Here is a 15118-nt window from a genome sequence, read left to right as displayed (position 1 = left end):
GCCGGCTGCAGGAAGTACCCGGCGGGTGCCGCCGGTCCATGACGCCCACGGAAAGTCCGCATGAACGCTCTTCGCTCCATGGCAGGTGTCCGCCTGGCGGCGGCCCGCGACAAGGCCCGGCAGCTGTACCGCTCGCACCGCGCGCGCAAGTACGCGCTGATCGCCGCCATCGCACTGGTGGTATTCGGCCTGCTCGGCTTCCTCGCCGCGCCGCCGATCATCCGCGGCCAGATCGAGAAACGCGCCAGCGCGGCCTTGTCGCGGCCGGTGACGCTGGGTGCGGTGCACTTCAATCCCTACACCCTGCGCCTGCAGCTGGACCGGTTGCACATCGCCGACCGCGACGGCCGCGCGCCGTTCGTGGACATCGACGAGGCAGTGATCAACGCCTCATGGACCTCGCTGTTCCGCCGCGCGCCGGTGCTGGACGAGCTGCGCCTGCAGCATCCGCGGATCCATATCGTGCGCACCGCCGGCGGGCGCTTCAACTTCACCGACCTGCTGGAACGCTACGCCTCGAAACCCGCGGACCCGAAGGCACCGCCGGCGCGCTTCTCGCTGTCCAACATCGGCGTGCATGCGGGCGACATCCGGTTCGATGACCAGTTGGCCAAGACCAGCCATCATGTCGAGCAACTGGAGCTGGGCATCCCCTTCATCGCCAACCTGCCCAGCGACACCGACGTGTTCGTGCAGCCGCTGCTTTCGTTGCGCGTGGACGGCAGTCCGCTGCGCATCGACGGCCACACCAAGCCCTTCGCCGATACCCGCGAAGCGGTGGTGCACTTCCAGCTCGACCAGCTGGACCTGCCACGCTACCTGGCCTACGTTCCGATGCCACTGCCGGTGGCCGTGCCCAAGGGGCGGTTCAGCGGCAACCTGGACCTGCATTTCGTGCAGACCCGGCCAACGCCCCAACTCCAACTGACCGGCCAGCTGCAACTGGACGACTTCGCCCTCGCCAGCAATCGCGGCGAGCCGATCCTCGAACTCGGTCACGGCAGCGCCGAGCTGGTCGACGTGCAACCGCTGCTCTCGCGCTACCGCCTGGGCGCGTTGCAACTGGACCGGGCGCAGTTGCACTACACCCAGGGCACGGACGGTCACAGCAACTTCGACAGCCTGACCACCAGCTCCACGCCAGCCGCAGCCGCCACCGATGCGACGCCGACCGATCTGCGCATCGCCTCGCTGGCGCTGACGAACAGTGCCTTCCACCACACCGACGCCACCCAGCACAAGCTCGATCTCGATGATCTGCACGGCACGCTGCAGGGCCTGAGCCTGCAGCCTGCCCCCGCCGGCCGGATCGATCTGGCCGCCCGGCTCGGCGGCGGCACCCTGTCGGCCAAGGGCACGCTGGACCTGGCTGTCGGGCGGCTGGCAGCCAGACTGGGCATCAAGCAGGTGGACGTGGCCCCGTTGCAAGGCATGACGCCGCCCATGGCCGCGCAGGTAACCAAGGGCAAGCTCGACGCCGATGGCCAGTTGCAGCTCGACTGGGGCAAGGCCGTCAACGTGCACCTGACCGATGCGCACGCCACGGTAAGCGGCTTCACGCTTGAAGAGCCCTTGAAGGAACACGGCACGCCGCTGGCCTGGGGCAAGCTGCAGGTGGAACTGCGCCTGCTCGACCTGGCCAGCCGTCAGGTGCAATTGGGCACGGTCACCGTCAGCAAGCTCGACCTGAAGCTGCAACGCCAGCGCAACGGCGCCATCAGCCTGCTGGAACTGCTGGCACCACCGGCTGGCCGGAAAACGGCTGCCGTCGCGGCAGAGCACGACCTGCCCTGGCGCTGGAGCATCGCCCACTTCGGCCTCGATGACGGCGCGCTCGCCTTCACCGATCTCGCCGCCGGCACCTCGCCGGTCAGCCTGGAGCTGAAATCACTCAAGGGCGGCATCGACCAGCTGAGCGACAAGCTGAGCGAGGCCCGTCCCTTCCAGTTGCAGGGTGGCATCGGCCGGCGGGGCACCTTTGCCGCCACCGGCAAGCTGCGGCTTTCGCCGCTGGGAGCCGACCTGAAGCTGGACACCAGGCGGCTGGATATCGCCCGCTTCGAGCCGTACATCGGCGTGCCGCTGAACGTCACCATCAGCAGCGCCCAGCTCACCAGCAACGGCAAGCTGCATTACGACGGCCGAGGCGATACAGCCAGGCTGCGCTACCGGGGCAATGCCGCGCTGGAACGCGTGCGCGTGCAGGACAAGCTCACCGGTGACGACTTCCTGCGCTGGCACACGCTGAGTGCCGCGGACGTCGATGCCGAGATCGGCGAAGAGCCACCGCGCATGCATGTCGGCGCACTCGCGCTCGCCTCGTTCTACGCCCGCATGATCGTCAACGCGGACGGCAAATTGAACTTGGCCGACGTGGTTGCCTCGCCCGAAGCCGCACCGGTGTCGGTGACCCGCGCCGCCGGCACGCCGATCGTGCCGCAACCGAAGCCGGCGACGCCCGCGCCGGCTCCGGTGCCGAGCACCAGCGCGCCAGTCGCGGCTGTTGCGACACCGGCGGCGCCTCCGCCCGACATCCACATCGGCGGCATCACCCTGGTCAACGGCCAGCTCAACTACACCGACAACTTCATCAAGCCGAACTACACCGCCAACCTCACCAAGCTCACCGGCAGGATTGGCGCATTCGGCACCACCCCGGGCGATCCACCGGCCGCGCTGTCGGTGCAGGCGGCGCTGGATGACGATTCACCGGTGGACATCGACGGCAGCATCAATCCGCTGCAGCCGGTGGCCTTCCTGGACATCAAGGGCAAGGCCAACGAGGTCGAACTGACCCGCCTCGCCGCCTACTCCACCCGCTACACGGGCTATCCGATCACCGCCGGCAAGCTCAACGTGGACGTCCACTACATGCTGGACAACCGCAAGCTCAACGCGGACAACCACATCTTCATCACCCAGCTCACCTTCGGCGCGCGCAACGAGAGCCCGGGCATCAAGCACCTGCCGGTGAAGCTGGCGGTGGCCCTGCTCAAGGACACCCAGGGCAACATCGACGTGAACGTGCCGGTGTCCGGCTCGCTGGACGATCCGCAGTTCAGCCTGGGCGGACTGATCTGGCGCGCCATCGGCAACCTGATCGCCAAGGCCGCCACCGCCCCGTTCCGTCTGCTGGCCGGCGCCTTCGGCGGCAACCACGAGGAACTCGGCTATGTCGAGTTCGCGTCGGGCTCGGCCGTGCTCGACACGGAGGCGCAGGCGCGCCTGGGCAAGATCGTGACCCTGCTGCAACAGAAACCTTCGCTCAAGTTCGGCATCATCGGTCGGGTCGACCCAAGCAAGGACCAGGACGGCCTGCGCAAGGTCACGGTGGACAATCTGATGCGCCGCGAGAAAGCGCTGGATACCGAGGGCAAGGACGCCGACACCTCCGACGCCGCACTGGCTGCGGTCAGCGTCACCCCCGACGAGTACGGAAAGTACCTCCGTCGTGCCTACCGCCACGACGACCTCCCGGACAAGCCGCGCAACTTCCTCGGCCTGAAGAAATCGCTCGAACCCGACGAGATGCGCAGCCTGATGGAAACCAGCGTATCGGTGGATACCAAGGCCATGCGTGCGCTGGCCGAGCGCCGCGCCGCGGCAGTGCAAGCCTGGTTGAAGGGCAAGCTGGACGACGCGCGCGTGTCGCTGCAGGAACCGAAACTCGACGCACAGGGCATCGACGACAAGGGCAAGACCACGCGCGCGGACTTCAGCCTGACGCAATAGCACCGCACGGCCCGGCCCGTGCTTCCTTCCCAGCATCGCGCCAAGCGGTCAAAATAGGGCTTTGTCCACGGGCCGGAATCTCCATGAGCTACTCAGCCAAGGCGCGCTACGCCAGCGAACTCGACGCCATCCGCGAACAAGGCCTGTTCAAGGCCGAGCGCATCATCGTCTCGCCGCAGTCCGCCGAGATCGAGCTGGAAGGCGGCCGCAAGGTGCTGAACTTCTGCGCCAACAACTACCTCGGCCTGGCCGACCATCCGGCGGTGATCCAGGCCGCCAAGGACGCGCTGGACAGCCACGGCTTCGGCATGGCCAGCGTGCGCTTCATCTGCGGTACGCAGAACCTGCACAAGCAGCTGGAGGCGAAGATCGCCGCGTTCTTCGGCACCGAGGACACCATCCTCTACGCCGCCTGCTTCGACGCCAACGGCGGCCTGTTCGAGCCGCTGCTGGGCGAGGAAGACGCGGTGATCTCCGACGCGTTGAATCACGCCTCGATCATCGACGGCATCCGTCTGTGCAAGGCCAAGCGCTACCGCTACGCCAACAGCGACATGGCCGACCTGGAGAAGCAGTTGCAGGCGGCCGACGCCGCCGGCGCCCGCACCAAGCTGATCTCGACCGACGGTGCGTTCTCGATGGACGGCTTCATCGCCAAGCTCGACCAGATCACCGCGCTGGCGGAGAAATATGGTGCGATGGTGCATATCGACGAATGCCATTGCACCGGTTTCCTCGGCGACAGCGGCCGCGGCTCGGCCGAGGTCAACGGCGTGATGGACAAGATCGACATCTTCACCGGCACGCTGGGCAAAGCACTCGGCGGTGCACTGGGTGGCTTCACCACCGGGCGCGCCGAGATCATCGAGATGCTGCGCCAGCGCTCGCGCCCCTACCTGTTTTCCAACTCGCTGCCGCCGCATGTGGTGGCCGCCGCGATCAAGGTGTTCGACATGCTCGCCTCGGCAGGTGACCTGCGCGCGAAGGTGCAGGAGAACACGCACTACTTCCGCGAGCAGATGACCCGTGCGGGCTTCGACATCAAGCCGGGCATGCACCCGATCGTGCCGGTGATGATCTACGACGCACCGAAGGCGCAGGCGATGGCCACCGAGCTGCTGGAGGAAGGCATCTACGTCACCGGCTTCTTCTACCCGGTGGTACCGCAAGGCCAGGCGCGCATCCGCACCCAGATGAGCGCGGCGCATACCCGCGAGCATCTCGACCGGGCCATTGCCGCCTTCACCAAGGTGGGCCGGAAGCTGGGCGTGATCGGCGGCTGACGGCCACCTCGTTGCGTGGAATGGCGCTGCCCGCCGGCGTTTGACAGCAGAAGCGGAAGACAGCGCCTGCCTTGCGCTATCGGGCTCAAGCCTTGTGGGTGTCGAGTGCTTCGACTTCGTCCGTACTCAGCCGGCGCCACTGCCCTTTCGCCAGCTCGCCCAGCGCAAGCGGGCCGATCGCCACCCGGACCAGCCGCAATACGTCGAAACCCAGCGCGGCCAGCAGCCGACGGATATGCCGGTTGCGGCCTTCGTCCAGCACCACTTCCAGCCACGCGTTCTTCGCGCCTGCACGCAGCAACGTGGCGCGACGGGCCCGCAGGAGTTCGCCTGCATCCTCGACGCCCGCCAGCATCGCTTCCAGCACGGCGGCATCCGGCAAGCCCGCGACCTGGACGTGGTAGGTCTTCTCCAGGTGCGTTGCAGGATCGGTGATGCCCGCCGCCCAACGGGTGTCATTGCTCAGCAGCAGCAATCCTTCGCTGGCCTTGTCCAGTCGACCGACCGGACCCAGCCAGGGCAATCCGGCGGCGGCAAGCGCCGTGTAGACCGTCGCGCGGCCATGCTCGTCGGCCGCGCTGACCACGATGCCGCGCGGCTTGTTGAACGCGATATGGACGTGCCCGGCCTGGTGCACGGGTTTTCCATCGACGGCAACCTGCCCGCCCTCGATCGAGGTTGGATGCTGGGGATCGTGGACCACCCGGCCGTCAAGACTGACCCGCCCCGCACGGATCCACTGTTCCGCCTGGCTGCGCGAGCACATACCCAGCTTGGACAGCACCCGGGCAAGCCCGTACCGTGGCGATGGTGCCGACGCGGAGGCGCGTGCCGAATGGAAGGAGGATGAGCGAGACATCGCGCAAGCGTATAGGCCAAGGCCTCGGGGCAACAAGAATCGGCGCCACCACCCACAAAAAAAGCCCGGCCGGAGCCGGGCTTTTTTGTTTGCTACCGAGGTTCGATTATTGCTGAACCTGCAGCTCCGTGCGACGGTTCTGCGCACGGCCCGCATCGGTTTCGTTGTCGCCGATGGGGTTGCTCTCGCCGTGGCCGATCGGGCCTTCCAGACGGCTGGCATCAATGCCATGGCTGGTCAGGTAGTTGTAGACGATCGAAGCGCGACGCTCGGACAGCTTCTGGTTGTACGCGTCCGTGCCCTTCGAGTCGGTATAACCGGCCACGGTCACGTGCACCTGCGGGTAACGCTGCAAGGTGTCGACGGCCTGGTTCAGCACCGAGATCGAATCGGCGGTCGGCTCGGCGAGCGACTTGGAAATGTCGGTCTCACCCGCCTTCGGACGATCGAACTTGAAGTTCACGCCGCGCAGGTCGATCACGACCTTCTGCGCGCAGCCATCCGGGCCGACGATCGTGCCAGCCGCAGTGGCGGGGCACTTGTCCTCGCAGTCGTTCACGCCGTCCTGGTCGCTGTCCAGGGTGGAGCAGTCGGCCGGCGGAGGGGCAACCGGTGCCGCTACCGGCGCAGGAGCGGCGGCAGGCGTGCCGAAGCGAGCGACGACGCTGAAGCCGAGCAGCCAGTCACCGTAGCCATCCTTCTCCGGCTGGGACTTGTTGTCGAAGTCGTAACGGTAGGCCGCTTCCAGGCGGAAGTCGGTACTCGGACCCACGGCCTTGGACACACCGCCACCCAGCTCGGCGGCAGGTGACCAACCGCTATCCAGGTAGGAGTGGTGATGGCTGCCCATCACACCCGCCAGTGCGTACGGGCGCCAGGAATTCCAGTCACCGGCGTAGAAACGCGCCACCGCGCCCACCGAATTGCTGATCCACTGGCGATTGCTGTGGCCGGGGCCCGCCCCGATCACGGCATTGTCAATATGACGATTGGTGTGGTCGACAAAAAAGTCGAGCGACATGTTTGGCGAGAAGTAACGGCCGACGCCGAGGCCGAAATAGAACTGGCGGCTATTCGTATTGCGGTCGGTGTCGTTGTAGTAACCACCCACGGCCGGCGCGATATACCAACGGCCGTCATAGGTCGAGACGGCACTCTCGCTGCTCGAGGTATCAGCCGGTGCGGCCGAGTCCTGCGCTTGAACGGCACCTACGCCGCCCAGGGCGAGAGCGATCAGGAAATACAAGCCCTTACGTTTCATCAGGTGTCTCCTCGATTATTAAAATTTGAGTCCGTTCGACCCATACCCGAAAGTCGCACGTCAGAATCAAAGGCCTGGCGGCCCGCGCTTGACTTGTCTGTGACAAGCGGCACGCATTGTAGCAAAAACGTTAAGCAGCCAATCCTGTCGCACACGCTTTTGCAGCCATTCGGTGCAAAATCATTCAGGTAAGTGAGCGTACCGGACTGCCCCCTTCACCAAGCGGCCAGACTGCACAAACCTTCTCGCCGCCGGGCCTGGTTCATCTCCGGCCGGAAGGAATCTTCCATGTCGGCCGTGCCTACAATGTGAAGAGACCGAGGAACTGGTGCAGCGGCATGGCGTCCAGCCGGGCCGGATCGCGCGTGGCGTCCATGATTGCCTTGACCCGATGCGCCGGCAGTTGCTCGCGCATGGCCGCCTCGAACTTTTGCAGGAGTACCGGAATTCCCTCGGCCCGGCGCTTGCGGTGGCCGATCGGATAATCGATGGACACTTTCTCCGTACTGCTGCCGTCCTTGAAGAACACCTGCACGGAATTGCCGATATAGCGCTTGGCCGGATCGAAATAATCGCGGGTGAACTGCGTATTTTCCACCACGGTCATCTTGTCGCGCAGCGCGTCGATGCGCGGGTCGGCGGCGACATCATCGTTGTAGTCGCTGGCCACCAGGCGACCGAAGATCAGCGGTACGGCAACCATGTACTGGATGCAGTGATCGCGGTCGGCGTAGTTCGCCAGCGGACCGGTCTTGTCGATGATGCGGCAACCCGCTTCCTGCGTCTCGATGACGACCTTCTCGATCTGGTCGAGCTTGCCGGCCACCGCCCCATGCAGCTGCATGGCGCATTCCACTGCAGTCTGCGCGTGGAACTCGGCCGGATAGCTGATCTTGAACAGCACGTTCTCCATCACGTAGCTGCCGAACGGGCGCTCGAACTCGAACGGCTTGCCGCCGAACGCCACGTCGTAGAACCCCCAGGTCTTCGCCGACAGCGCCGACGGGTAACCGACCACGCCGCGATACACCGCATTGATCGCATGGGTCACCGCACGGCGGCACGCATCGCCGGCGGCCCAGCTCTTGCGCGGCCCGGTGTTCGGCGCGTGGCGGTAGGTGCGCAGCGCGCCGTTGTCGATCCAGCTGTGCGACACGGCGGTGGTGATCTGCTCCTTGTTGCCGCCGAGCATCGCGGTGGTCACCGCGGTGGAGGCCAGCCGCACCAGGATCACGTGGTCCTGGCCGACCCGGTTGAAGCTGTTCAGCAGCGCGTAGCAGCCCTGGATCTCGTGCGCCTTGATCGCGTAGCCGAGCGCGTCGCGCACGGTCAGCGGCTGGCCGCCCTCCCGCTCCGCCTTGCGGCCGAGGTAGTCGCCGACGGCCAGGATGCTGCCGAGGTTGTCCGACGGATGGCCCCACTCGGCTGCCAGCCAGGTGTCGTTGAAATCCAGCCAGCGGATCTGCGTGCCGATCGCGAACGCCGCCTGCACCGGATCCAGCTCATGGCTGGTGCCCGGCACGCGTGCGCCACCCGGCAGCGTGGCGCCCGGCACCAGCGGACCGAGGTGCTTCACGCACTCGGGGAACTTCATCGCCATCATGGCGGTGGCGAGCGAGTCCAGCAGCATGTAGCGCGCGGTGTCGTAGGCCTCCTTCGAATCGATCCGGTAATCGACTACGTAATCGGCGATGTCGATCAGCGGCTGGTCGGGATCGGGACGGACGGCGGAACGGATGTCATGCGCACTCATGGCGGGATCTCGTGGCGAGGGAAAATCGCCATTTTAGCTGACTGGCATCGAACGCGTTGCTTGACCGCGGAGCGCGCGCGCCGCGACAATCGCCGCCAGCCCAAGAGGGAGTAGTTCCCGCGGCAAGCCCTGTTTCCGCGGTGCGACGATCGTCAGCACGAGCGAGCAATCGCTCCGGTCGTCCGGCAGTCATCCTGCGAACAAGACTTTTGTGGCGGACATGGGCCGCGCGCGTCCATGGCTGCCGCATTGTTCGACGCGCATGGAACCCCCGATGACCCTCGTTGCTCCCGATTTTCTCTCCGGCCTGCTCACCATCATCCTGCTCGACCTCGTGCTGGCCGGCGACAACGCCATCGTCATTGCCATGGCCGCCAGCCGACTGCCGAAGCATCTGCAGAAGAAGGCGGTGTTCTGGGGCACGTTCGGCGCCGTGGCCGTGCGCTTCGCGCTTACCGCCATCGTGGTGTTCCTGCTCAAGCTGCCCGGCCTGATGCTTGCCGGTGGCCTGCTGTTGCTGCCGATTGCCTGGCAACTGCTGAACCACGGCGACGACGACGGCCCGGACATCAAGGTCGGCAAGACGTTCTGGGGCGCATTGCGCACGATCATCGTCGCCGATGCGCTGATGGGGCTGGACAACGTGCTGGCGATCGCGGGCGCCTCCAAGGGTCACCTGGGCCTGGTCATCATCGGCCTGCTGGTCAGCGTGCCGCTGGTGGTATGGGGGTCGACCCTGATCCTCAAGCTGATCGACCGCTTCCCGATCATCATGTACATCGGCGCAGCCGCGATTGCGATCACCGCCGGCCGCATGATCGCCCACGACCAGTTGCTCAGCGGATGGTTCGACGCCCACGCCTGGGCCGCATACGGCCTCGACGTCCTGGCCATCCTGGTCATTTGCGGTGGCGGCTGGCTGGTGCAGCGCCGCAGGAAGCGACTGCGGCAAGCCGGCGCGTAAGTGCGGCCTCGCCAGGAGCCTTCTCTGCACGGCACTGGAGTGCCAGCCCGTCGACCTGTTGCGTCAGGTCGACGGCAAGTCCTGTAAACCACACCGAAAGCGCAAGGCAGGCGGGAACCGGTTGGCTCCCCGCCACCTTGCCCGTGCTTTCTAACGCTTGTCGATCGGCACGTAGGCCAGGTCTTCCGGCCCGGTGTAGTTGGCGCTGGGGCGGATGATCTTGCCGTCCTGGCGCTGTTCGATCACGTGCGCGCTCCAGCCGGCGGTGCGCGCGATCACGAACAGCGGTGTGAACATCGCGGTGGGCACGCCCATCATGTGGTAGGTGCTGGCGGAGAACCAGTCGAGGTTGGGGAACATCTTCTTCAGCTCGCCCATCACCTTTTCGATGCGTTCGGAGACGTCGAACAGGGTCGGGTTGCCGCCATCGGTGCACAGCTTGCGCGAGATCTCCTTGATGATCTCGTTGCGCGGATCGGACACCGTGTAGACCGGATGGCCGAAGCCGATGATGATTTCCTTCTTCTCGACGCGGGCGCGGATGTCGGCCTCCGCATCGTCGGCATTGCGGTAGCGCGCGATGATCTCCATCGCCACCTCGTTGGCGCCACCATGCTTGGGGCCGCGCAGCGCACCGATGGCGCCGGTGATCGCCGAGTAGATGTCCGAGCCGGTGCCGGCAATGACGCGGGCGGCGAAGGTCGAGGCATTGAACTCATGCTCGGCGTACAGCACCAGCGACTTGTCCAGCGCCTGCGCGTGCAGCTCGCTCGGCTTCCTGCCGTGCAGCAGGTGCAGGAAGTGCGCGGCGATCGAGTCGTCGTCGGTCTCGGTCTCGATGCGCTTGCCGTTGTGGCTGAAGTGATACCAGTACAGCAGCATCGAGCCGAAGCTGGCCATCAGGCGATCGGCGATGTCGCGCGCGCCGGTGACATTGTGGTCGTCCTTCTCCGGCAGCACGGTGCCGAGCACCGAGCAGCCGGTGCGCAGCACGTCCATCGGATGGGTGGAGGCAGGAAGCAGCTCCATCGCGGCCTTGACCGGTGCCGGCAGGCCGCGCAGGCGCTTCAGCTTGGCCTTGTAGTTCTGCAGCTCGGTCCAGTTCGGCAGCACGCCGTGCACCAGCAGGTAGGCGACTTCCTCGAAGCAGCCCTTGGCGGCCAGGTCATGGATGTCATAGCCGCGGTAATGCAGGTCGTTGCCGCTGCGGCCGACCGTGCACAGCGCGGTGTTGCCCGCGGCCACGCCGGACAGGGCGACGGATTTCTTGGCCTTGGGGAGAACCTGCTCTGTGTTGTTGCCCATGCTTCACTCCTTTCGATCTGGTTCTCGGGTGCACCCGCCGGCAATCGGCGGCTGCGTGATGTCAGTCCCCAAACTGGCTCGATTCTGCCACGACGGGGCATTTCGCCATCGCGTGGCGATCGTTCCAGTCGCCGTTGGTCGAATCGTTGATCCAGCAGTCGCCCAGCGTCGAGCAATAGCACAATCTGACGCCGAACTTCGCTCGCTTGGCAGCCGAGCGGAAGGCAAGAAAATCGTCGCGCTTGTCGAATATCAACCACGCGACCTTCTCGCCGGCCGACAGGACATTGCCGTTCAATGTGCTCTGCCCATAACCGAGATTCTCCAGTTGAAGGGAACGAAACACGGCGCGCCAGTCTTTCTGCAGTTTGCCTCCCACGAATACCTCCACGCTTTCCACCTGCGCGGGGCCGACGCCCTTGTTCAACCACATGTACTCGGTCGACATGTCACTGCTGGCCATCATCAAATAGGGCCAGACCTGTGCGCTCGCCTGCTGACGCTGGATATACGCGGTGTAGCCGGCGACAACCAGCGCCAGCAGACCGACCAGCGATGCGATGACCGCAGCGGCCGCGTCCCAACGAACGCCTCGCTTCGCGAAAGCGGTCACTGCGTCATCCGGCTTTTCCGGAGAATCCGACATGGAGTCCAAACTCACTTTTTTGCCGAGAACAGTTCGTCCAGCTTGTCCTCGTAGGCGTGATAGCCGAGGAAGTCGTACAGCTCCTCGCGCGTCTGCAAGGTGTCGATGATGTTCTTCTGCGTGCCTTCGCGGCGCACGGTCTCGTAGAAGTTGAGCGCCGCCTTGTTCATCGCCCGGTACGCGCCGCAGCAATACAGCGCGATGTCCACGCCGGCGTCGCGCAGTTCGTCGGTGGTGAAGAACGGCGTCGAGCCGAACTCGGTGAGGTTGGCCAGGATCGGCACCTTCACCGCCGCCTTGAACTTGCGGTAGTCGTCCAGCGTCTTCATCGCCTCGGGGAAGATCATGTCGGCGCCGGCCTCGACGTAGGCCACCGCGCGCTCGATCGCGGAATCGATACCTTCCACGGCCGCTGCGTCGGTGCGCGCCATGATCACGAAGTCCGCATCGGTGCGCGCGTCGACCGCAGCCTTCACCCGATCGACCATCTCCTCCTTCGGAACCACTTCCTTGCCGGGACGGTGGCCGCAACGCTTCTGGCCGACCTGGTCTTCCATGTGCACCGCGGCCACGCCCACGCGCTGGAACGAACGGATCGTGCGGCCGATGTTGAACGCCCCGCCCCAGCCCGTATCGATGTCGACCAGCAACGGCAGGCCGGTGGCGTCGACGATGCGGCGGGCGTCGGTGAGCACGTCCTCCATCGTGGAAATGCCCAGATCCGGCATGCCCAGCGAATTGGCGGCCACCCCGCCCCCGGACAGGTACAGCGCCTGGTAGCCCACGCGTTTGGCCATCAGGCCGGCATAGGCCGTGATCGCACCCATGACCTGCAGCGGCTGCTCGGTGGCAACGGCGGCGCGAAAGCGGGCGCCCGGGGATGCTGACTGTGCCATGTGGCCTCCCATGAAAACGCTCATTTTAGCCCACTGCGACAACGGCCGGGATTGGACCTTCCGGCACCCCCGCCACGGCCGCGGGCACCGGGCTGGCAGCCGATCGCAATTTCTTGCGTGACGAATCCGCCGCGGCCCCGTACATTCGGTCCGATGAGCACATCGACTCCTCTCGCGAAACGCATCCTCTGGGGCCTGGTGATCGGCGTGGTCGCCGCCGTGATCACACTCGGCATTGGCCAGTTGCATCCACCCACGCTGGCGTTGATGCAGAAAATCTCCGCGGCCGTGTTCGACCCGTTCGGGCAGATCTTCCTGCGCATGCTGTTCTTCGTGGTGATCCCGCTGGTGTTCAGCTCGCTGGCCTCCGGCGTGGCGCAACTGGGCCGGTTGGACCGACTCGGCCCGCTGGCCGGGCGCACCTTCATGCTGTTCTTCGCCAACATGCTGATCGCGGTGGCGATTGGCCTGGTGATGATGAACACCGTGCGGCCAGGCCATCACCTGGACGAACAGGCGCGCGCCCAGCTGATGCAGGAGTACGGCAGCAGCGCGCAGAAGACGATCGACACCAAGGCGGCCCAGCCGCGCATGAGTTTCGGCACGCTGGTGGAGATGTTCATGCCGCGCAACCTGGTCGGTGCGGTGGCCGGCCCCAGTCGCGACGCGCTCGGCGACGTGCTGCCGCTGATCCTGTTCGCGATCCTGGTCGGCGCCGCTGCCACCCAGTTGCGCGAGAAGGAGCGCAAGCGCGTACAGGTGGCGCTGGACACCATCACCGACCTGATGACGAAGATCGTGGGCTTCGCCCTGCAACTGGCGCCGTACGCGGTGCCGGCGATGATCTACAGCGTGATCGTCAAGGTCGGCGTCGATGTACTGCTGGCGTTGTCCGTATTCGTGGCAGGCTGCAGCGTGGCGCTGGCACTGCACCTGTTCGGCACCATGTCGCTGTGGCTGCGCTTCCTGGCGAAGCGTTCGCCGTTGGCGTACTTCCGCCAGATCCGCGCCCTGCTGATCACCGCATTTTCGACCAGTTCCAGCAACGCCTGCCTGCCCGCCTCGCTGGCGGTGGCACAGGAAGAGCTGAAGCTCAATCCCAGCACCGCCGGCTTCGTGCTGCCGCTGGGCGCAACCATGAACATGAGCGGCACGGCCCTGTTCGAAGGCTGCGTGGTGCTGTTCGTGGCACAGGCGTTCGGCGTCGAGCTGTCGATCACCCACCAGGCCATCCTGATGCTGCTGTCGGTGCTCAGCGCAGTGGCGGTGGCCGGCATCCCCGGCGGCTCGCTGCCGATGATCGCCGGCTTGCTGGCGACGTTCGGCATCCCGCCGGAGGGCATCGGCATCGTCATCGGTGTCGATCGCGTGCTCGACATGATGCGTACCACGGTGAACGTGGGCAGCGACATCGTCACTGCCACCGTGGTGGACAACCAGCTGCGCGACCGCTTCGCGACGCCGTAACGCACGCTCTCGGAAACTGTCCCGCTGCCGGCCGCCGGCGCGGCCGCCTGCGGCCTGGGCTTCGATAGCCATTGACGATCGAAGCCATGCCAACAATCAATTAGATTAATGGCGTGCAGGCTCGTAACATCTCCACTGTTCTTCAACCACCACGGGAAGCCGACGATGTCTCTGATCAATACCGAAGTGAAACCGTTCAAGGCCCAGGCCCTCAAGGCCGGCAAGTTCATCGAAGTCAGCGAAGCGGACCTGAAGGGCAAGTGGTCGGTGGTGTTCTTCTACCCGGCCGACTTCACCTTCGTCTGCCCGACCGAGCTCGAGGACCTGGCCGACAACTACGCCGAGTTCCAGAAGCTGGGCGTCGAGATCTACTCGGTCTCCACCGACACCCATTTCGCGCACAAGGCGTGGCACGACACCTCCGATGCGGTGAAGAAGATCAACTACACCATGGTCGGCGACCCGACCCACCTGCTCTCGCGCAACTTCGACGTGCTGATCGAGGCCGACGGCATCGCCGATCGCGGTACCTTCGTGATCGACCCCGCGGGCAAGATCCAGATCGTCGAGATCAACGCCGGCGGCATCGGCCGCGACGCGTCCGAGCTGCTGCGCAAGGTCAAGGCCGCGCAGTACGTCGCTGCCCATCCGAACGAGGTCTGCCCGGCCAAGTGGAAGGAAGGCGAGAAGACCCTCGCGCCGTCGCTGGACCTGGTCGGCAAGATCTGAGTTATCGCTGCAACGATGTCACGGACCCGGGCGCCACGGCGCGCCCGGGCTCCGCCCGGGATGCTTGTGCCAGCGGCCTGCGTCCGGCCTGCCCCTCCCCTCCCCGTCAGGCCTGCCTCCTATACACCTCTGACGCTGCCGACGAATAGAGATGTGGATTTATTTATGGTCGGGCCGGAGCTATCACAAAAAACAACATAATACACATCGAGTGACAATATGG

11 protein-coding genes are annotated in these 15118 nt (G+C 65.4%); 5 read left to right on the top strand and 6 right to left on the bottom strand.

All coding sequences use genetic code 11. The features are described 5' to 3' along the window. Positions 1–60: 60 nt before the first annotated feature. Together B1991_RS10340 and kbl are read left to right on the top strand one after the other, a co-directional pair. Positions 61–3732 carry a DUF748 domain-containing protein gene (locus B1991_RS10340; RefSeq protein ID WP_136258653.1) on the top strand — a complete coding sequence of 1224 codons (3672 nt, stop codon included), beginning with the start codon at positions 61–63 and terminating at the stop codon, positions 3730–3732. 83 nt (positions 3733–3815) lie between these two features. After that, a complete protein-coding gene (kbl, locus tag B1991_RS10335; protein ID WP_136258652.1) occupies positions 3816–5015 on the top strand; it encodes a glycine C-acetyltransferase in 1200 nt (399 codons plus the stop codon). An 85-nt stretch (positions 5016–5100) separates the two neighbouring features. Here kbl and B1991_RS10330 read toward each other — a convergent pair whose 3' ends face one another. The 3 genes from B1991_RS10330 to B1991_RS10320 form a co-directional block, all read right to left on the bottom strand. Further along, positions 5101–5799 (bottom strand): pseudouridine synthase, encoded by a 699-nt coding sequence (locus B1991_RS10330; protein WP_425466671.1) that lies wholly within the window; start codon positions 5797–5799, stop codon positions 5101–5103. 181 nt (positions 5800–5980) lie between these two features. Beyond that, positions 5981–7135 (bottom strand): OmpA family protein, encoded by a 1155-nt coding sequence (locus tag B1991_RS10325; RefSeq protein ID WP_136258651.1) that lies wholly within the window; start codon positions 7133–7135, stop codon positions 5981–5983. 301 nt (positions 7136–7436) lie between these two features. Further along, on the bottom strand, positions 7437–8888 hold the full coding sequence (locus B1991_RS10320; RefSeq protein WP_136258650.1) for a bifunctional 2-methylcitrate dehydratase/aconitate hydratase: 1452 nt from the start codon (positions 8886–8888) through the stop codon (positions 7437–7439). Positions 8889–9162: 274 nt separating this feature from the next. Here B1991_RS10320 and B1991_RS10315 point away from each other — a divergent pair, with 274 nt between their 5' ends. Further along, the gene (locus tag B1991_RS10315) at positions 9163–9852 is read left to right on the top strand and encodes a TerC family protein (protein WP_136258649.1); all 690 of its coding nucleotides are present in this window, start codon (positions 9163–9165) and stop codon (positions 9850–9852) included. 150 nt (positions 9853–10002) lie between these two features. Here B1991_RS10315 and prpC read toward each other — a convergent pair whose 3' ends face one another. The 3 genes from prpC to prpB all read right to left on the bottom strand — a co-directional run bounded on the left by prpC (position 10003) and on the right by prpB (position 12699). Next, a complete protein-coding gene (prpC, locus tag B1991_RS10310) occupies positions 10003–11157 on the bottom strand; it encodes a bifunctional 2-methylcitrate synthase/citrate synthase (RefSeq protein ID WP_136258648.1) in 1155 nt (384 codons plus the stop codon). A 61-nt stretch (positions 11158–11218) separates the two neighbouring features. Next, the gene (locus B1991_RS10305) at positions 11219–11803 is read right to left on the bottom strand and encodes a hypothetical protein (protein WP_136258647.1); all 585 of its coding nucleotides are present in this window, start codon (positions 11801–11803) and stop codon (positions 11219–11221) included. An 11-nt stretch (positions 11804–11814) separates the two neighbouring features. Continuing rightward, the gene (gene prpB / locus B1991_RS10300) at positions 11815–12699 is read right to left on the bottom strand and encodes a methylisocitrate lyase (protein WP_136258646.1); all 885 of its coding nucleotides are present in this window, start codon (positions 12697–12699) and stop codon (positions 11815–11817) included. Between the two features lie 153 nt (positions 12700–12852). Between prpB and B1991_RS10295 the strand changes: the two genes are divergently transcribed. After that, the gene (locus B1991_RS10295; RefSeq protein ID WP_136258645.1) at positions 12853–14166 is read left to right on the top strand and encodes a dicarboxylate/amino acid:cation symporter; all 1314 of its coding nucleotides are present in this window, start codon (positions 12853–12855) and stop codon (positions 14164–14166) included. A gap of 165 nt (positions 14167–14331) precedes the next feature. Continuing rightward, complete coding sequence (gene ahpC / locus B1991_RS10290; protein WP_136258644.1) at positions 14332–14895, top strand: alkyl hydroperoxide reductase subunit C; 564 nt, start codon at positions 14332–14334, stop codon at positions 14893–14895. Positions 14896–15118: the final 223 nt, after the last annotated feature.

This window comes from Rhodanobacter lindaniclasticus, assembly GCF_004799035.1.
GTDB classification, from domain to species: domain Bacteria; phylum Pseudomonadota; class Gammaproteobacteria; order Xanthomonadales; family Rhodanobacteraceae; genus Rhodanobacter; species Rhodanobacter lindaniclasticus.
This window is presented reverse-complemented; position numbering and strand designations above follow the sequence as displayed.

Coding starts and splice junctions, on each gene's coding strand:
- B1991_RS10315 (WP_136258649.1), top strand. CDS start 9,163: ATGACCCTCGTTGCTCCCGATTTTCTCTCCGGCCTGCTCACCATCATC.
- prpB (WP_136258646.1), bottom strand. CDS start 12,699: ATGGCACAGTCAGCATCCCCGGGCGCCCGCTTTCGCGCCGCCGTTGCC.
- prpC (WP_136258648.1), bottom strand. CDS start 11,157: ATGGGCAACAACACAGAGCAGGTTCTCCCCAAGGCCAAGAAATCCGTC.
- B1991_RS10320 (WP_136258650.1), bottom strand. CDS start 8,888: ATGAGTGCGCATGACATCCGTTCCGCCGTCCGTCCCGATCCCGACCAG.
- ahpC (WP_136258644.1), top strand. CDS start 14,332: ATGTCTCTGATCAATACCGAAGTGAAACCGTTCAAGGCCCAGGCCCTC.
- B1991_RS10325 (WP_136258651.1), bottom strand. CDS start 7,135: ATGAAACGTAAGGGCTTGTATTTCCTGATCGCTCTCGCCCTGGGCGGC.
- kbl (WP_136258652.1), top strand. CDS start 3,816: ATGAGCTACTCAGCCAAGGCGCGCTACGCCAGCGAACTCGACGCCATC.
- B1991_RS10295 (WP_136258645.1), top strand. CDS start 12,853: ATGAGCACATCGACTCCTCTCGCGAAACGCATCCTCTGGGGCCTGGTG.
- B1991_RS10305 (WP_136258647.1), bottom strand. CDS start 11,803: ATGTCGGATTCTCCGGAAAAGCCGGATGACGCAGTGACCGCTTTCGCG.
- B1991_RS10340 (WP_136258653.1), top strand. CDS start 61: ATGAACGCTCTTCGCTCCATGGCAGGTGTCCGCCTGGCGGCGGCCCGC.